This is a genomic window from Microbacterium cucumeris (genome assembly GCF_058349845.2).
In genome coordinates this window covers 427,066-444,814 of record NZ_JBYRIZ020000003.1, presented here as the reverse complement: position 1 = coordinate 444,814, position 17,749 = coordinate 427,066, and the positions used below count along the sequence as shown (strand labels likewise).

18 protein-coding genes are annotated in these 17,749 nt (G+C 69.0%); 10 read left to right on the top strand and 8 right to left on the bottom strand.

The features are described from left to right. The first annotated feature begins 161 nt into the window (after positions 1-161). From rpsF to rplI, 4 genes are all read left to right on the top strand, one after another. Positions 162-527, top strand: coding sequence for a 30S ribosomal protein S6 (rpsF, locus tag AC3RXZ_RS11245; RefSeq protein ID WP_120227097.1), 366 nt, complete (start codon positions 162-164; stop codon positions 525-527). 5 nt (positions 528-532) lie between these two features. Beyond that, the gene (locus AC3RXZ_RS11240; RefSeq protein WP_243228467.1) at positions 533-1,027 is read left to right on the top strand and encodes a single-stranded DNA-binding protein; all 495 of its coding nucleotides are present in this window, start codon (positions 533-535) and stop codon (positions 1,025-1,027) included. Positions 1,028-1,171: 144 nt separating this feature from the next. Beyond that, positions 1,172-1,426: a 30S ribosomal protein S18 gene (gene rpsR, locus AC3RXZ_RS11235; protein ID WP_040168021.1), complete on the top strand. Its 255-nt coding sequence runs from the start codon at positions 1,172-1,174 to the stop codon at positions 1,424-1,426. 11 nt (positions 1,427-1,437) lie between these two features. Next, positions 1,438-1,890, top strand: coding sequence for a 50S ribosomal protein L9 (gene rplI, locus AC3RXZ_RS11230; protein WP_243228468.1), 453 nt, complete (start codon positions 1,438-1,440; stop codon positions 1,888-1,890). 138 nt (positions 1,891-2,028) lie between these two features. Here the strand turns inward: rplI and AC3RXZ_RS11225 are convergent, their stop codons facing one another. The 3 genes from AC3RXZ_RS11225 to AC3RXZ_RS11215 form a co-directional block, all read right to left on the bottom strand. Continuing rightward, the gene (locus AC3RXZ_RS11225; RefSeq protein ID WP_243228469.1) at positions 2,029-2,985 is read right to left on the bottom strand and encodes a DNA topoisomerase IB; all 957 of its coding nucleotides are present in this window, start codon (positions 2,983-2,985) and stop codon (positions 2,029-2,031) included. Between the two features lie 237 nt (positions 2,986-3,222). Next, positions 3,223-4,740 (bottom strand): hypothetical protein, encoded by a 1,518-nt coding sequence (locus AC3RXZ_RS11220; protein WP_491494078.1) that lies wholly within the window; start codon positions 4,738-4,740, stop codon positions 3,223-3,225. Positions 4,741-4,838: 98 nt separating this feature from the next. Further along, positions 4,839-5,936 carry a hypothetical protein gene (locus AC3RXZ_RS11215; protein WP_491494077.1) on the bottom strand — a complete coding sequence of 366 codons (1,098 nt, stop codon included), beginning with the start codon at positions 5,934-5,936 and terminating at the stop codon, positions 4,839-4,841. 503 nt (positions 5,937-6,439) lie between these two features. Between AC3RXZ_RS11215 and dnaB the strand changes: the two genes are divergently transcribed. Further along, positions 6,440-7,831 (top strand): replicative DNA helicase, encoded by a 1,392-nt coding sequence (gene dnaB, locus AC3RXZ_RS11210; RefSeq protein ID WP_491494076.1) that lies wholly within the window; start codon positions 6,440-6,442, stop codon positions 7,829-7,831. A 24-nt stretch (positions 7,832-7,855) separates the two neighbouring features. Here the strand turns inward: dnaB and AC3RXZ_RS11205 are convergent, their stop codons facing one another. Further along, the gene (locus tag AC3RXZ_RS11205; protein ID WP_491494075.1) at positions 7,856-8,320 is read right to left on the bottom strand and encodes a hypothetical protein; all 465 of its coding nucleotides are present in this window, start codon (positions 8,318-8,320) and stop codon (positions 7,856-7,858) included. A gap of 202 nt (positions 8,321-8,522) precedes the next feature. Then, positions 8,523-8,969 (bottom strand): hypothetical protein, encoded by a 447-nt coding sequence (locus AC3RXZ_RS11200; protein ID WP_491494074.1) that lies wholly within the window; start codon positions 8,967-8,969, stop codon positions 8,523-8,525. A 311-nt stretch (positions 8,970-9,280) separates the two neighbouring features. Between AC3RXZ_RS11200 and AC3RXZ_RS11195 the strand changes: the two genes are divergently transcribed. After that, positions 9,281-9,847: a dihydrofolate reductase family protein gene (locus AC3RXZ_RS11195; RefSeq protein WP_491494073.1), complete on the top strand. Its 567-nt coding sequence runs from the start codon at positions 9,281-9,283 to the stop codon at positions 9,845-9,847. A gap of 6 nt (positions 9,848-9,853) precedes the next feature. Here the strand turns inward: AC3RXZ_RS11195 and AC3RXZ_RS11190 are convergent, their stop codons facing one another. From AC3RXZ_RS11190 to AC3RXZ_RS11180, 3 genes are all read right to left on the bottom strand, one after another. Beyond that, positions 9,854-10,081 carry an RNA-binding S4 domain-containing protein gene (locus AC3RXZ_RS11190; RefSeq protein WP_491494072.1) on the bottom strand — a complete coding sequence of 76 codons (228 nt, stop codon included), beginning with the start codon at positions 10,079-10,081 and terminating at the stop codon, positions 9,854-9,856. 25 nt (positions 10,082-10,106) lie between these two features. Further along, positions 10,107-10,835: a hypothetical protein gene (locus AC3RXZ_RS11185; protein ID WP_491494071.1), complete on the bottom strand. Its 729-nt coding sequence runs from the start codon at positions 10,833-10,835 to the stop codon at positions 10,107-10,109. A 95-nt stretch (positions 10,836-10,930) separates the two neighbouring features. Then, the gene (locus AC3RXZ_RS11180; protein WP_491494070.1) at positions 10,931-11,962 is read right to left on the bottom strand and encodes a LacI family DNA-binding transcriptional regulator; all 1,032 of its coding nucleotides are present in this window, start codon (positions 11,960-11,962) and stop codon (positions 10,931-10,933) included. A 112-nt stretch (positions 11,963-12,074) separates the two neighbouring features. On the opposite strand from AC3RXZ_RS11180, the gene AC3RXZ_RS11175 reads away from it, so the two are divergent. From AC3RXZ_RS11175 to AC3RXZ_RS11160, 4 genes are read left to right on the top strand one after another with little or no spacing between them, the layout of a single operon-like run. After that, on the top strand, positions 12,075-13,454 hold the full coding sequence (locus AC3RXZ_RS11175; protein ID WP_491494069.1) for an extracellular solute-binding protein: 1,380 nt from the start codon (positions 12,075-12,077) through the stop codon (positions 13,452-13,454). A gap of 58 nt (positions 13,455-13,512) precedes the next feature. Continuing rightward, the gene (locus AC3RXZ_RS11170) at positions 13,513-14,493 is read left to right on the top strand and encodes a carbohydrate ABC transporter permease (protein WP_491494068.1); all 981 of its coding nucleotides are present in this window, start codon (positions 13,513-13,515) and stop codon (positions 14,491-14,493) included. Next, positions 14,490-15,305, top strand: coding sequence for a carbohydrate ABC transporter permease (locus AC3RXZ_RS11165; RefSeq protein ID WP_243228479.1), 816 nt, complete (start codon positions 14,490-14,492; stop codon positions 15,303-15,305). Before AC3RXZ_RS11170 ends, AC3RXZ_RS11165 begins: the two co-directional genes overlap by 4 nt. Positions 15,306-15,307: 2 nt before the next feature. Then, positions 15,308-17,725 carry a glycoside hydrolase family 31 protein gene (locus tag AC3RXZ_RS11160; RefSeq protein WP_491494067.1) on the top strand — a complete coding sequence of 806 codons (2,418 nt, stop codon included), beginning with the start codon at positions 15,308-15,310 and terminating at the stop codon, positions 17,723-17,725. The last annotated feature ends 24 nt before the right edge of the window (positions 17,726-17,749 follow it).

Below are 17,749 nucleotides of genomic sequence, written 5' to 3'. Positions count from 1 at the left end.
CGAAGCCGCGGCATCCGTTCGCGACACGCCCGGATCTCCGGTAGACTGCTGTGGTTGTCTGCCCGTCGGCATCCATCGGGTGCCGGGACAGACACGTGCAACACACCCTCCTGCTTCCGGGAAAGTCCCGGAAGCCGTTCTAGTCCGAAGGAGGTGGGTAAGTGACGCACCAGTACGAACTCATGGTCATTCTGACCCCCGAGATCGACGAGCGCCAGGTCGCCCCGACGCTGGACAAGTTCCTCAAGGTCATCACCAACGATGGTGGCACGGTGGACAAGGTCGACATCTGGGGCAAGCGCCGTCTGGCCTACGAGATCCAGAAGAAGAGCGAGGGCATCTACGCCGTCGTCAACTTCACCGCGACCAGCGAGGCCACGCAGGAGCTCGACCGTCAGCTGGGCCTGAACGAGCAGATCATGCGCACCAAGGTCCTGCGCGCCGAAGAGGCGCAGGCGATGGTCGCCGCTGAGGCCAAGCGCGCCGAGGAGAAGGCCGCCCGCAAGCCCAAGGCTGCGAAGGCGTAAGTCTCATGGCCGGCGAAACCGTCATCACCGTGGTGGGAAACCTCACGGCCGACCCCGAGCTGCGGTACACGCAGAACGGGCTGCCGGTGGCGAACTTCACCATCGCATCGACGCCGCGCACCTTCGATCGCCAGGCGAACGAGTGGAAGGACGGCGAAGCGCTGTTCCTCCGCGCGTCCGTGTGGCGCGAGTTCGCCGAGCACGTGGCGGGTTCGCTGACGAAGGGCATGCGCGTCATCGCGCAGGGTCGCCTCCGTCAGCGTTCCTACCAGGACCGTGAGGGCAACAACCGCACGGCCATCGAGCTCGAGGTCGATGAGATCGGCCCGTCGCTGCGGTACGCGACGGCGCAGGTCACGCGTGCGGCCTCCGGTGGCGGCGGTGGGCAGTCCCGCCCGCAGCAGCAGGTGTCCGAGGAGCCGTGGTCCACGCCCGGTTCGTCGACCAGCGCCGATGCCTGGAGCACTCCGGGCAGCTTCGGCGACGACACCCCCTTTTGAGCCGGGGCGGGTCACGGTCGCGAAGCGACCTTGACGCGCCAGCGGCTCAAGGTTGAGCGAGACCGCCGAAGGCGATCGAGTCGAAACCCTCGTCACAAAACCTCCGGATGCCGAGGCATCCGTCTTCATCACTAAGGAATATTCATGGCTGGAAAGTCGAGCGGCGACCGCCGCAAGCCGCGGAAGGGCGCGAAGAACGCCGCCCCCGCGAAGTCGATCCGGGTCGGCGTCATTGACTACAAGGACGTCGCGACCCTTCGCAAGTTCATCTCGGAGCGCGGCAAGATCCGTGCCCGTCGTATCACCGGTGTCTCCGTGCAGGAGCAGCGTCTGATCGCCAAGGCGATCAAGAACGCTCGCGAGATGGCTCTCCTGCCCTACGCCGGCGCTGGCCGCTGAGGGGTACCGACATGGCAAAGCTGATTCTCACGAACGAGGTCGCCGGGCTCGGAAGCGCCGGTGACGTGGTCGAGGTCAAGAACGGGTACGCCCGCAACTACCTCATCCCGCAGGGCTTCGCTACGGCGTGGACCCGCGGTGGCGAAAAGCAGGTCGAGCAGATCCAGGCCGCCCGCAAGGCGCGCGCGATCCACGACCGCGACGAGGCCGTGGCGCTCAAGGACAAGCTCGAGGGCACCAAGGTCCGCCTGGCCGTCAAGGCCGGCGCTGCCGGTCGCCTGTTCGGCTCGGTCAAGACCGCCGACATCGCGGATGCCGTCGAGGCCGCCGGTCTCGGCTCGATCGACAAGCGCAAGGTGCACATCACCAACGCCATCAAGGCGACCGGTGAGCACGAGGCCACGGTTCGTCTGCACGACGACGTGACCGCTGTCATCACGCTGCAGGTCGTCGCCGCCAAGTAAGGCGCGACACCGACGAACGCCGTCCTCCGCTCGGAGGGCGGCGTTCGTGCGTGTGGGCAGGTCGCACCGGTCGGACCGAGTGCTCGACGTGTCGGCGTCGCCGGATCGTGCACTCGACGGGATGCCGTGCGCTCGCGGTCACGAGGCGCGCAGCAGGCGGAGCAGAGCCGTCTCGGGGGACACGGTTCGGTCCAGGACGCGGCCCGCGCGAGCGGCCCGCAGCACCCGGGGATCGACATAACTGGCGCGGGCGACGGCCCGGGTGTTGCCGAGGGCCGCGGCGACGGCATCCACGGCGCGCCGCTCCCGCTCCTCCGCGCCCCCGCCGTCCTCCGCCGGATCGGCCAGGGCGAGCGCGGCGATGATCGTGCCGCGCAGGGTGCGCAGGTCCTTGGCGGTGAACGCATTGCCGGTGACCGAGGCGATGTAGGCATTGAGCTCGCCCGGCGTGACGGACCGCATGCGGCGCCCCGCCCGATAGCGCAGGATGAGGGCGCGCAGCGGCCGCGCCGGCTGAGCGCGGATCCAGACCCGGAGATCGTCGTCCTCGAACTCGACGAGCTGAGGCTGCCCGAGCTTGCCGGTGAACCGCAGGGAGATCGTCGCCCCGCGCAGGTGCAGGTCGCCCCAGCGCAGCGTCAGCAGTCCGCGGCTGCCGTATCGCCGCAGGTACCCGGGGGAACCGATGCGCACCGCTCCGCGATCGAGCATCCGGAACGCGGCGGCGAGGGTCCGTCGGCGGGGGTCGTCGCCGCGGAGATCCCGCGTCACGAGCGCGCGGGCGGTGGGCAGAGCCGCGGCGAGGTCCAGCGCCCGGTCGAACTTCTCTCCGTCCCGTCGGGTCCGCCAGCGCTCGTGGTAGAGGTACTGGCGACGACCGGCGACGTCCGTGCCGACCGCCTGGATGTGTCCGTCCGGGTCCGGGCTGATCCAGACGTGCGTCCACGCCGGCGGGATGACGAGGTCGGCGATCCGTCGGCGGGTGGCCTCATCGACCGGTCGCCCGTCGGCGTCCAGATATCGGAAGCGGCCACGTGCGCGCTGCCGGCGGATCCCGGGAGCGGTCGCGGGATCGACCCGGTGGATGCGTGCCATGCGGCCTCCTGTTCTGCTGCCAGGAGACCGGTTCGCGCCCGTATCGTCAACCCCTTGACGATACGGGCGCGTGACGGATGCCCCGAGAACGAACTCGGGACATCCGCCCGGGCGCGTGCGCGCGGCGCCGAGAAACGGCGGGGACCGGTGGGAAGCCGGCCGCACGGGCGCGCACGCTCCGGACGGGGTCCGACGGCTCCTCCCCCGAGGACGCCGAACCCGGTCCGGGGTCGGGCGCTACGCCGTACGGCGGCGCAGCAGGCAGGCTCCGAGAAGCAGGAAGAGCAACCCGATCGAGATCGCCGGCAGCACGGAACCCGCCCCGGTGGAGGCCAGCGCCTCAGCGCCGGAGATCGCGCTCACCGGAGCCGCCTGGCCGCCGGAGTGCGGAGGCGTGCTCGCGCCGGCGTCCGGAGTCGTGCCCGGATCTGTCCCAGGGTCTGTCCCGGGATCCGTTCCGGGGTCCGTGCCAGGGTCTGTCCCGGGATCCGTTCCCGGGTCCGTGCCGGGGTCTGTTCCCGGGTCGACGACCTCTGCCTCGCCGATGACGCCGATGGCGTTCCCGCCGATCGTGACGGGCGCGGTGATCGGTGCCACGACCTGGGTGCCGCCGAGGATCGATTCGAGTCCGGTGGTGACGGCATCCGTGCTCTGGCCGCCTGCAGGCGGCGCGCCGCTGCCTGCCGTGACCGTGCCGGTCCCGAGGACGCCGGCCGCGTTGCCGGCCACCGTCACGGGTGCGGTGACCGGTGCGACGACCTGCGTGCCGCCTCCGAGCGATCCTTCGCCGTCGGTGGTCGTGGCGGGGGCCGTCGACGGTGCGGCGGGCGTCGATTCGGCGCTGTCGTCGACGGTCGCGGTTCCGAGGACGCCGATGGCGTTGCCGGAGGCCGTGACGGGTGCCGTGATCGGTGCGACGACCTGGCTGCCGCCCAGGATCGCGTCCCCGCCATTCGTGGTCGCCTCCGTCTGCGGCGCGGCCGCCGAGGCGGCAGGCGCCGGTCCTTCCGCGGTGCTGTCACCGAGGACGGCGACGGCGTTGCCGCCGATCGTGACCGGTGCCGTGATCGGCGCCACGACCTGTGTCCCGCCGGCCGTGGAGTCCGTGCCGTCCGTCTCGGCCGAGACATCCGGAGACGGGGATGCCGGTGCCGCAGCATCCTCGTCTCCGCCCTGCTCGGCCTCGCTGGTGCCGAGCACCGAGACCGCGTTTCCGCTCACCGTGATGGGGGCGTTGACCTGGATCAGCCCCTGGGTGCCGCCGAGGAGAGCGTCGCTGCCGCTCGTCTCGACGAGGGGCTCCTCCGCCGCCGGAGCCGGGTCGGCTTGGGGGGCCGGGCTCTGCTCTGAGACCTGGGGCGTCTCTTGCTGGGGTACGGCGGCGGAGGTGCCGGCTTCGGAGGATCCGAGGACGCTCACCGCGACGTTCTGCACGGTGACCGGAACGTTCACCGTCACGACGGCCTGCGAACCGGATGCCGTGCCGGATGCGCCGTCGGTCGTGGCGGCGGGCGCCGGGGCGGGTGCCGGTGCGGGCGAGGACGCGTCGGATTCCTGGACTGTGGCGGTGCCGAGCACCGAGATCGCATTGTCGGCGATCGTGACAGGCGCCGTGACGGGCGCGACGGCCTGCGTTCCGGAGAGGAGACCGTCGTCTCCGTCCGTCTCAGCCGCGTTGGCGGCTGTCGCGCCGAGCAGGGTGATCCCCCCGGCGATGAGCACGCCCCAGAGGGCCTGCCTGGTGATAGTGCGCATGATGAAACTCCTGACGGAAAAGTGATCGGGATGACGCGCAATGTGGGGTGTGCGCGCAGCACCGCATCGCCGTCCACGGGGGACGACGCGATCACCGATCAGTCAGGAGAGACGTCGGTCTCCGCGACCGGAGACGACGGCAGGTCGTCAGTCGGGGCGGAGTGGAGCTGCTTCCCGGCACGAAGCAGCTCGGAGGCGGCGTCGTTCACACGAGCGCCGTCCGTGGGGGAGCCCCCGCCGTGACCGGCGGAGGACGTCGATGCCGGGGCGGAACCCGGCGGAGAAGCGGAGGGAAGGCCCGCGGACCCGTCGGTGCCGGCCTCGGCGGGCGCGGCGGCGACGCCGGAGATCTCGGCAGGCAGAGCGGCGGACCCCGCTGCATCCGCAACCGGCGCCGTCGCCCGGGAGGAAGTCGCAGACGACAGCACGACAGCGGGAAGCGGGTGGGTGCGCGGAGATGCCGGCACGACGACGGGCGTCTCGGGTGACGGGCCCGGAACGGTCGGGTGCGCGGGCATGAGACCGTCGACCACGCCGGGAACCGTGTCATCCAGGACGCCGCCGACCACGTCGGTCGTCTCGTCCACGACCGACACGACCTCGTCCACGAGGCCGCCGAGGCCGGAGTCCGCCACGATGTCGCCGACGATCGGCAGCCCGGTGACGAGGTCGAGGACCGGCTCCGTGATCTGCGACGCCGGACCGCCCTGGACCAGATCCGTGACCGGCGCGGTCACGGCGGTCACGGCGTCCCCGACGGTCTCGAGCACGGGGGCGGCGACGTCGCCGGCGACGGGAACCTCTGCGACGGTGTCGGTGACGGTGTCGACGACCTCGGGAACGGCGGACGTGACAGGTTCCGCGACGTCCTCCACCACGGGCTTGACCACCTGAGTGACCACGGGCTTGACGACCTGAGTGACCACGGGCTTGACGACCTGGGTGACGACCGGCTTCACGACCTGGGTGACAACCGGCTCGACGGCCGCGGCGACCGGTTCGGTGACGGTGCCGAGCGTGTCGGTGACGCCGGTCACGAGCGACGTGAGGGGCCCGCGGGGAGCATCCGGCTCCTCATCCGCAGCGTGTGCGGTCCCGGTGCCGGTCAGGAGGGTGATGCCCGCCCACGCGAGGACGCCGAACGCACCCCACAGGACGCCGGAAGACAGGCGGCGTCGAGCTGATGTCGCGGGCACGTTCACCTCCCCCTCCGAAGGAAAACGCTGTCGACGCACCCTGCGCCGATGCGCCGAGACTACTCCGAGGGTCGGATGCGTGTCCAGAGCGTCTTCGCGTGTTTCGCGGCGTGTCGCGCGGTGACGCGCCCGGCAGGATCCGGACTTGACTTTCCCCAGGTTGTACACATGTCGACCGCGGAGGAGAAACCTTAAACCGGCTCTTGAAACTGAATCTCATCCACAGGCTGGGGACTGCGAAAAGTCCCGGTCCAGGCGCATAAAAGAGTGCCCTGAAACTGTGTTTCACAGGCTTATCCACAATCGTTCTACACAGACACTCCGACGTTCTCCGCAAGCTCTCCACAGAGTTATCCACAGGGCGTCTTGCATGTGGACAACGGCGCTTCTAGCGTTATCGGGCGACGCGATGTCCGAGGTGGGTGGTTCGCTGTGTTCCGCCGGCGGATGCCGTCGCCGCAGGGCTTCGGGCCCGCACCGTCCACCGCACCGAAGGGAGCCCTGTGTCGATCGCCGACATCTCGGAAGAGCGCCTCGGGGGACAGCGGCCGCCGGAGCGGACGCCGCCTCATGACCTGCTCGCCGAGCAGAGCGCTCTGGGCGGCATGCTCCTGTCGAAGGATGCTGTGGCCGACGTCATCGAGACGCTCAAAGGCGCCGACTTCTACGTTCCCAAGCACGAGCTGATCTACGAGGCCATCCTCTCGCTGTACTCCCACGGCGAGCCGACCGACGTCGTCGCGGTGACGGACGAGCTCATCAAGACCGGCGAGCTCGGCCGGGCCGGCGGTGCCGACTACCTGCACACGCTCACCTCGATCGTGCCGACCGCGGCGAACGCCGGGTACTACGCCGGCATCGTCTCGGAGCGTGCGATCCTGCGACGCCTGGTCGACGCCGGCACGCGGATCGTCCAGCTCGGCTACGACGGGCAGGGCGACGCCACGGACCTCGTGAACAACGCGCAGGCCGAGATCTACTCGGTGACCGGGTCCGAGACGGCCGAGGACTACGTCCCGCTGACCGTCGCGGTGGACGCCGCGGTCGAGGAGATCGAGGCGGCCAGCGGTCGAGACGGGTCGATGACCGGCATCCCGACCGGCTTCAAGGAACTGGACGAGCTCACCAACGGCCTGCACGGCGGGCAGATGATCGTCGTCGCGGCGCGACCCGCCATGGGCAAGTCGACGCTGGCCCTGGACTTCGCCCGCGCCGCGTCGATCGGGCACAACGAGCCGTCGATCTTCTTCTCGCTCGAGATGGGCAAGGCCGAGATCGCGATGCGCCTGCTCAGCGCCGAGGGCGCGGTGCCGCTGCAGAACCTCCGCAAGGGCACGCTCGACCCGCGCGACTGGACCACCGTCGCCGCGACCCGCGGCCGCATCAACGACGCGCCGCTGTACATCGACGACAGCCCGAACATGACGCTCGTCGAGATCCGCGCCAAGTGTCGACGCCTCAAGCAGCGCGCCGGCCTCAAGATGGTGATCATCGACTACCTCCAGCTCATGACGAGCGGCAAGCGCGTCGAATCGCGTCAGCAGGAGGTCTCGGAGTTCTCGCGAAGCCTGAAGCTCATCGCCAAGGAGCTGCAGGTTCCCGTGATCGCCCTGTCCCAGCTGAACCGAGGACCGGAGCAGCGCCAGGACAAGAAGCCCGCGATCAGCGACCTGCGCGAATCGGGCTCGATCGAGCAGGACGCCGACATGGTGATCCTGCTGCACCGCGACTCCGTCTACGACAAGGATGTGCGCCCCGGCGAGGCCGACCTGATCGTCGCCAAGCACCGCAACGGCCCGACCGCGACGATCCAGGTGGCGTTCCAGGGCCACTACTCGCGTTTCGCGGACATGGCACCCGGCGACTTCGGCGGCGGTGGCGGCAACTTCAACTAGGGCACCAGCTCAGTTTGACGCCGCTCAGAGCAGGTCGTTCTCCGCCTCTTCGATGAGGCCGCTCCACCATGAGTCCGGCCCGGTCGCGGTGCTGTCGATGGCGTGAAGCCGCTTTCGGAGCCTCCTCAGCCGTGTGCGGTGAGAGAGCCCATTGCCTGCGAGGACGCGAGGACGAACCTGCCCCTCCCGGAAAGCACGAAGACGCTCAGCGGCCTGTTCAGCCGTCATCGTCACCGGCGTCGGGGCAGGCGGCCCGGAGCTCAGATACTCCGCGAAAGCCTCAAGGAAGCCTTCGGTGGCTCGCCGGTCGCGGTTGAGCGGTAAGCATTCGCCTGTCGCAACGTCATACACCGATGTCGTCCCGTCACTGTCCTCCATGACCAGGAACTCTCCATCGTGGACACTGCCGATCTCGCGCGTTCCGGAAACGACGTCTGCGCTCACTGTCGCCGGGTACAGGCGGATACCGAACAGATGCTCCTCGCGCACGTCCAAGACTCTATCGGGGATGGACCGCAACAACTTCAGCCCCGCAGTACCACCTTGATCAACGCACCCTGCGCCCGCGCCCGCTCGAACCGGCCCGCACTCGAGGTCGAAACGCCCCGGACCGAGCCGCATCGCTGTCAGGTGCGCAGCAGCCCGTCGTCGCTGCGGTTCCGACGGGCGATGACGAGCGCGACCGCTCCCGTCACGATGCTCGCTCCCAGCAGCCAGGGCGCCGCCGCGTCGAGCGTGTGTGCGAACGGCGAGGCGTACCAGGACAGGGGCAGCGGAAGGTTGGTGCGACCCTGGGCGTGCGCGGCCGCGAGGTCGATTGGAGGTCCCAGGCCGGCACCCGCTCGTCGGTGGAGGTGTTCTGGTTGTAGGCGGGGAAGATCCGCGACACGGTGGCGTCATCGACCTTCACGACCTCGTCGGTGGTGCCCTGAGCCGCCGTGCGGTGCCCGAAGCTGTCCGTGGTCTCCGGCAGCGCGCCGCCGCCCTCGTACTCGCGGTAGAACGCGATGGGATCGTGGAACTCGACGACCTCGCCGGTGGCATCCGCGCCCGCGCCACGCACGACTCGGCCCGCGGGCAGTTCCTCGCCGGGAATCCGGATGGCAGTGTCGGCGTCTATGGGGACCTCGTCGGTCACGCGCGAATCCGGGTCGATCGCGGTGAGGCGGATGAGCTCGGCGTCGACGCGGGCGATCGTCCCGCGGTCATGAGACCGAAGCCGACAGCCGCGAGCCCGCATGCGGCGGCGATCACGACTGCGGCTCGGCGCCGACTCCTCGACGGGGCGCGTGTCATCGGTACTCCTGGGAAGCGGTGGGCCCTCAGTCTTTCACGGCCGCCCCGGGCCGCCGTGGAAGCGCCGCCCTGTCGGAGGCCGGGATGCCGGGTGGCCTTCCGCTCCCACCCGACGCCGACCTAGACTCCTGCGCGGGGGCCAAGGAGGCAACGATGGCGAAGCTGACGATCGACTTCATCTGCTCCCTCGACGGGTACGGCGCGGCCGAGGGATGGCCGGGGCTGTGGGGCATCGAGGGTCCCGAGTACCTGTCGTGGCTCGACACCTCACCGGAGAAGGACGATCCTCTCCTCATGGGAGCGACGACCTATCGCCTCATGTCGGAGCTGACCGCGAGCGGCGAGCCGGGAACGGATGTGCTCGATCCGATCCGGAAGTACGTGTTCTCCTCCTCGCTCGAGGAGCCTCTGTCCTGGGAGAACTCCACGCTGGTCCGCACGGACGCGATCGACTTCGTGCGGAACCTCAAGCGCGAGTCGGACCGCCCGCTGCGCACGCTCGGCAGCGTGGCGCTGTGCCGTTCGCTGCTGGAGGCAGGCCTCGTCGATCGGTATCGCGTCGTGATCTTCCCCGTCATCACCGGCGCGACCGGACGGGATCGCATCTTCGACGGCTACCCGGACGTGCGCCTCGAGCTCGTCGAATCGCGCACCTTCGACGGGCTCACCCAACTGCTCGAGTACGTGCCCACGGTTCTGGACGGGCCGCCGGGACGCTGATCGCCCTCAGGGACGAACCCGGACCGTGCGCCCCTCGAACGTCACCGTATCGCCGTCGTGGAGCTGGCGTCCGCGGCGCCGCTCGACCTCGCCGTTGACGGCGACGTAACCGTCGATGATGACCTCCTTGGCGTCGCCTCCGGAGTCCAGGAGTCCCGCGAACTTGAGGAACTGGCCCAGGCGGATCATCTCGCCGCCGATGGGAACGTCGTCGATGGGTGCGCTGCGGGTCATCCCTGAATGCTAGCCCGCCCGCCGCTCACCGCGCGCTCTCCGGCCGCCGGCGGACCACGATCCGTCGAACGTCCGACGGATTCGCCCGGTCGAACCACACGTCGACCCGCTCGCCGTCCACGAGGGGGTCCGTCATCGGGATGCTCTCGCTCTTGCGGACGAATCGGCGCGTGCCCGCGGCATCCGCGAACGCGTACGTGACCGTCGTCAGGATCGCACTCGCCTCGGTCGCCGGCAGGGTGTACCCCTTGTTCGTGACCACACCGGTCACGGGGCGGGAGGTGCGCATGATCTGGTCGTCGAGGGCCTGGCGTCGCAGCCGGGAGCCGCGCGCGAACAGAGCAGCGCCGAGGAGCAGCACGCCCAGGATGCCGAGCAGCACGACGCCGGGGTTCGCGGCGGGGGCCTGAACCCACGCCGGTGGCGGAGCCGCCACGCCGAGTCCGAGGGCTGCGCCGAGCGCCGCCAGCCCGAGAGGTGCCGTGAGGCCCGGCAGGCCGGGGTTGCGGAGGGAGAGCGCCGCCCATCGGATGATCGCGAAGACGGTGGCCCCGGTGCCGGGGAAGGCGATCGCGAGCGCGATGACGCTGGTGCCGTCGAAGACGTCGTCCATCGCGTTGTCTACCATCCCGCTCATGGCGATCGTCGCGAGCGCGGGCTGCAGGAAGGCGACGAGAGCGGGGAGGACGAGGCGACCGGCGGTCGGCTTCTCGGCATGCCGTCGTCGTTCCGCGTCCGGATCGGTGAGGCTCATGGCTCCATCAGAGCACGCCGTCAAGCTACCGATCACGGCTACGGGGGAGGACGCTGCAGGACGGAGGCAGGCTTCCCCGGATGTTCATCCGCGGTTCACGGTCGATGCGCCGGTGCCCGTCCGTCTCGCGGAGACGCCACCGACTCCCGCGTCACCAGCACCGGGTCGAGAACGATCCGTCGGGGATCGCGTCGCCCGTCGAGCTGCTCCATCAGGAGTTCGACCGTGGCGCGCGCCTTCTCGGCGATGTCCTGACGCACGGTCGTGAGAGACGGCGTCACCATGTCGGCCATGGGCAGGTCGTCGAAGCCGACGAGCGAGAAGTCCTCCGGGACGCGGATGCCGCGGCGTGCGAAGGACTTGATGAGACCGATCGCGAGGATGTCGGCCGTCACCACGGCAGCGGTGAACCCCGCGGGATGCTCGAGCAGGTCGTCGGCCGCGGCATCCGCATCCGCGAACGTGAGATTCGCGATCACGCGCATCCCGTCCGGGTCGATGCCCTCGCCCGACAGCGCGCGCGAGAAGCCGGCGAACCGCGCGTTGATGACGCCTGCGCTCGTCGCCCCGGGGCCGACGAAGGCGATCGATCGGTGACCCGCCGCGAGCAGGTGCCGGGTCGCCTCGTGACTGCCGAGAGCGTCGTCGATGCCGACCGTCGAGACGGCGGCATCCGTGTACGCGTCGATGAACACCATCGGCACGTCCTGATGGCTCCGCAGCTGCTCGACCTCGTCCGCGAGCACGCCAAGGAAGACGGCGCCGTCCACGTTCCACGATCGCAGGCGCCGCGCCGTGTCGGCCGCGTCCGTCGCCGCGTGGATCATGAGATGCTTGCCGGCCGCACTGACGTGCCGCTCGATCTCGCCGAGCAGCATAGCGTCATGCGGGTTCGACAGGCCGAGATCTCCCTCGGCCGCCGCGTAGTACACGAGCGAGATGATCTCGCTCCGGGCGACGGAGAGCGACCGGGCGGCGGCGCTGGGCTGATAGTTCAGTTCAGCTGCGGCATCCAGGACCTTCTTCTTCGTCGCCGCGGAGACCCGTTCGTCCCGACCGTTGAGCACGTTCGACACGGTCATCTTCGACACCCCGCACACGCGGGCGATGTCCGCGATCGTCACCATGTCGGATCCCCCTCGTCGTCTCCGGACATCCTGCCCTTGACGGGCCGTCGTCTCCTGATGCATCATAGTTTACCGGTAAAGGTATACCGGTAAACCAGACAAAGGAGTCCTGATGATTCGATCAGCGAGGCGCGCACGCGGGACGGTGGCGATCGGCGCGGCCGCCGTCGTCGCAGTGTCGTTGACCGCGTGCACGAGCGGCAGCGCCGGTGTCGAGGACACCGAGGCCGACAAGGGCCTGCCCGTCGCGGGCGTCAACGTCACGTACGACCCGAACACCCTCGTCAACGACGGCAAGCCCATCGAGCTCGAATGGTGGGCATGGAGCAACATCGAGCAGTTCCAGGCCATCGCAGACGCGTACCAGGAGATCCACCCGAACGTCACGATCACGGTCGTGAACCAGCCGTGGGAGGACTACTGGACCAAGCTCCCTCTCGAGCTGCAGTCCGGCGGGGGACCTGCGATCTTCAACGTGCACAACTCCCAGCACGACAACCTCATCGCGAACATGGAGCCGTACGACATCGACGCGGCCGACCTCGAGGCCGACTACACGGGCGCCGCCGCCCACGTCATCGACGGGGAGACCTACTACATCGACCTCGGTCTCATGAGCGGGTCGATCTACTACAACACCGACATGTGGGAGGCGGCGGGGCTGACCGACGCCGACATCCCCGAGACGTGGGACGAGCTGCGCGAGGTGGCGAAGAAGCTCACCGTCCGCGAGGGCGACGAGCTGCGCCAAGCGGGCTTCAACTTCAACGGAACCGGCCAGGCGCTGCAGATGGGCATGGCCTACCAGCTCGGCCAGAACCTCTTCGCCGCCGACGGCAGCACGCCCACGGTCGACAACGAGGCGAACCTCGAGGTCATCAACCGCTTCCTCGACATCTACGCGGACGGATCGGGCGACGCGAACTTCGGCGCCTCGGCCACCGAGAGCTTCGGCCAGGGCCAGTCGGCGATGATCTACGCGTGGGGCTGGTTCTCCGGAACGCTGCGCAACGACTACCCGGACCTGCCCTGGAGCGCGTTCCAGACGCCGGTCCCGGCGGCAGGGGAGACGCCGTACGCGTTCGATCGCTACAACGGCGAATCGACCTTCGGCATCAACGCGGGTGCGGACGACGCCGAGAAGGAGGTGGCCCAGGACTTCCTGCGCTACTACCTCACCGACGCGGAGTCCATGAAGGAGCTGGCGCTGAGCTTCAGCATCTTCCCGGCCTACAAGCCGATCGCGGACGACCCCGCCTTCACGGAAGATCCGGCGCTCGCCGCATTCGGCGACATCGAGCGGTACATCTGGCCGGGTCCGATCCCCGCGACCTTCGAGACCTCGACGGCGACCATGTGGGAGGAGATACTCTTCAACGGCGTCGCCCCCGAGGACGCGCTGGCGACGGCGCAGCAGACGATCGAGAAGGACCTGGACGGCAAGGACTTCAGCTCGGCCGAGAGTCTCTACCCGTTCTACACCGCCGACTGAACCTCGCAGGAAGGAGCGCTCCCGGCCGTCTCGACGGCGGCCGGGAGCGGCACCGGCAATGACCACCCAGACCTCCACGCGTCCCGCCGTGCCGGACACGGCCCCGGTGCCGCAGACGACGCGGCGCATCAAGAAGCCCGCGAGCGAGCTGTGGCTGCGCAACCTCACCGTCGGCGTCATCATGGCCGCCATCGTGGTGCTGCTGCTGATCCCCATCGGCATCGCGTTCGTCGGCAGCTTCCACGACTGGAACCCGCTCAACGGCACCTTCGACTTCACCGGAGTCGACAACTACACCGAGCTGTTCGCCGACGCGACGTTCTGGCGCGCCTCCGTGAACACCGTCGTGTTCGGCGTTCTCGCGATCGTCGGGCGCATCGTGCTCGGCCTCGCCATCGCCTACGCGCTGTTCTCGAAGCTGAGCCGGTGGCGCACGTTCTTCCGCACCGTCTTCTACCTGCCGACCGTGATGCCCCTCGTGGCCGTCGCGTTCCTGTGGAAGCTCATGTACAACCCGCAGTTCGGCGCCATCAACACCGTCTTCGGCCTCGACATCAACTGGCTGTTCGATCCGCGCTACTCGCTGCTCGCCATCGTCATCATGACGATCTGGAAGGACTTCGGCTTCGCCGTCATCCTCTTCCTCGCCGGTCTCTACGCGATCCCCGAGGACGTGCTCGAGGCGGCATCCGTCGACGGGGCGAGCGCCTGGCGGACGTTCTGGCACGTGACCCTGCCCCTGCTGCGGCCGATGCTCTTCTTCGTCGTCATCACATCGATGATCGGCTATCTGCAGGCCTTCGTGCAGGTCCTGGTGATGACGAACGGGGGCCCCGGGACCTCGACGCAGCTCATCTCGTTCATGATCTACGAGCAGGCGTTCGTGAAGTACGACTTCGGCTACGCCTCCGCCATCGCGTTCGTGCTGCTGGTCGTCACGGCCCTGCTGACCGCCGCCTCCTGGCGAATGAACCAGTCCGCACTGGACGTCCCGCGTCGACGCCGTCGCGCCGCGAAGACCGAAGGGAGCCCCTCATGAAGGTGCGCGTCTTCGCTCTGAACGCCGTGCTGCTCGTCGTCGGCCTCATCATCGTGCTGCCGTTCTTCTGGATGATCCTGTCGGCCTTCAAGTCCAACGCCGAGATCGTCGGATTCGAGCAGACGTTCTGGCCGCGGGACTGGACGCTGGAGAACTTCGTCTCGATCCAGACCAAGCTCGACTTCTTCCGGCTGTTCTTCAACAGCGTCTTCCTGTCGGTGACGATCACCGCGCTGTCGGTCTACACGAGCCTCGTCGGCGGCTTCGTGTTCTCCAAGTACCGCTTCCGGGGCCGTGGGGCGCTGTTCGCCGTCATCCTGTCGACCATGATGGTCACGTGGGCGGTCGTCATCATTCCGCGTTACACCATGTTCCGCGCCGCCGGCCTCACGGACAGCTGGGCGTCGATCATCATCCCCGCCGTGATCAGCGCGTTCGGCATCTTCATGATGCGCCAGAGCATGGACGCCGTTCCCGACGAGATCCTCGAGGCCGCGCGCATCGACGGAGCATCCGAGTGGTTCATCTTCCACCGCATCGTCGCCCCGATGAGCGTGAACGCCATCTCGGCGCTGTCGATCTTCGTCTTCCTCTGGGTGTGGGAGGACTACCTCTGGCCGTACCTCATGATCTCGTCCGAGGAGAAGCAGGTGCTGGCCGTCGGCCTGACCACGTTCAATGGGCAGTACAGCACCGACTACGGCGGGTTGTTCGCCGCCACGACGCTGGCGATCGTGCCGGTGATGATCGTCTACATCGTGTTCCAGCGCCGGTTCATCGCCGGTGCGGCGAGTGCGGCGCTGAAGGGTTGAGAATGCAGGACGAATCGTTGATCTCGCTCTCGGACGGCGCCCCGGCGCCGGCCCCGGACGGAGCGGTGGTGACAGGGCCGGGATACCGGATCACCGTGCTCACCGACCGTCTGATCCGGGTCGAGTGGGATCCCGAGGAGCACTTCGTCGACGAGAAGACGCAGCAGGTGGTGAACCGGAGCTTCCCGGTCGCGCGCTTCGATACGGTGCGGGACGAGCAGGGCATCGAGATCATCACCGACAGCCTGCGGCTGCGGTACGACGAGCGGATGCCGAGCACGGCCGGACTCTCGATCACCCTGCTGGCCGGAGCCACCGACGTGCACTACACGACGTGGCGGCCCGGGCAGGTCTACCCGCAGACCCTGCCGCTGCGGGGAAACCTCGGCAGCACGGCGCGCACGCTCGACGAGGTCGACGGGGCGATCGAGATCCCACCCGGCATCCTGTCCACGTTCGGCTTCGGGGTGCTCGACGACTCGGCCTCGCTGGTCCTCGCCGAGGACGGATGGATCCGCCCCCGGGAGGGGGCCGGTCAGGACTTCTACTTCTTCGGATACGGTCGCGACTTCGCCGCGGCGCTGCGGGACTTCCACACGCTCACCGGACCCATCCCGCTCGTGCCGCGTTTCGCCCTCGGCAACTGGTGGAGCCGGTACTGGGCCTACGACGAACCCGAGTACCTGGCGCTCATGGCGAAGTTCCGCGCGCACGGCATCCCGCTGTCCGTGGCCGTGATCGACATGGACTGGCACCTCGTGGACGTCGATCCGGCCATCGGGACCGGATGGACCGGCTACACCTGGAACAGCGAGCTGTTCCCCGATCCGGAGCGCTTCCTCTCCGAGCTGCATGCGCATGGCCTCGCGGTGACCCTCAACCTGCATCCGGCCGACGGCATCCGTCGGCACGAGGCCGCCTACGCGGCTGTCGCGACGGCGATGGGACGCGATCCCGACGCGGGGACCGCGATCGAGTTCGACGTGGCCTCCCGCCGGTTCATGAGCGCCTATCAGGAGCACGTGCTCGGCCCCCTCGAGGACCAGGGCGTGGACTTCTGGTGGATCGACTGGCAGTCGGGGGAGCATTCGCACCTGCCCGGCCTGGACCCGCTGTGGATGCTGAACCACACGCACTTCCACGCCTCGGCGCGGCACGGCCGACGCCCCCTGACGTTCTCGCGGTACACCGAGCGCGCGGGCCACCGGTACCCGGTCGGATTCTCGGGGGACACGATCGTCAGCTGGGCGTCGCTGGCGTTCCAGCCCGAGTTCACCGCGACCGCGGCGAACGCCGGCTACACGTGGTGGAGCCATGACATCGGCGGGCACATGCACGGCGAGCACGACGTCGAGCTCGCCGTGCGGTGGCTGCAGTTCGGCGTGCTGTCGCCGATCAACCGGCTGCACTCCTCGACGAACCCGTTCAGCTCGAAGGAGCCGTGGGCGTACGGTGAGCCGGCCGCGACGATCATGCGGCGGTATCTGCGCCTGCGGCACCGGCTGATCCCGATGCTGTACACCGCCGCGTGGGCGGCGCACGCCGAGAACGTCAGCGTCGTGCGTCCGCTCTACCACGATGCGCCCCGCGCCCACGGCGCGTACGAGCATCCGAACGAATACCTCCTCGGCGAGCACCTGCTCGTCGTGCCGATCACGGTCCCGCGCGAGCGCGCGTCTCAGCTCGCGACCGTGCGCGCGTGGCTGCCGGAGGGCGAATGGGTCGACGTCTTCACGGGGCTGCGATACCGCGGTTCGCGCGAGGCGCTACTCACGCGTCCGCTCGAGGAGTATCCGCTGCTGGCGCGGGCCGGAGCCGTCGTGCCCCTGGACGCCGAACCGCTGTCGCACGCGGGGGACGCTCCGACCTCGATGGAGTTGCTCGTGATCCCCGGCACCGGATCCTCCGCGCTCGCCGAGGACGACGGTGCGGCGGCACCCGAACGAGGGCTCGTGACGTTCACGCAGACACTCGACGTGCACGACGACGGACGCGCGGACATCACCCTGGTGGCGGTGCACTCCGGCGCTCCGATGTCCTCCCGTCGCATGCGCGTCCGGATCCCCGGCGTCCGATCCGCCGATTCGGTGACGATGCAGGACGGCCGGCGACTCGGGTCGGAGGTCGTCGACGCCGATGCCGAGGACCTCGCCCCCGCCGGGCTGGGGATCGACCTCGGAACAGTGGAGCTCGACGCCGGGTTCCGTCTGGAGATCCGCGGCGCCGTGCCTGCCGATCCTCTCGATCCGCAGCGCGTCTTCGGCCTGCTGCAGCAGGCGGGCATCGGCTACGAGACCAAGCGGAGACTGTGGCGGGCCGTCACCGAGGGCGGCACGGCGGACGCGATCTCGGCAGAGGACATCCCTCGCGAACTGCGGGACGCGCTGACCGAGCAGCTGGCGGCGCTCCCGGCCTGGTGAGCGCCGGCGGACGATTAGGCTGAG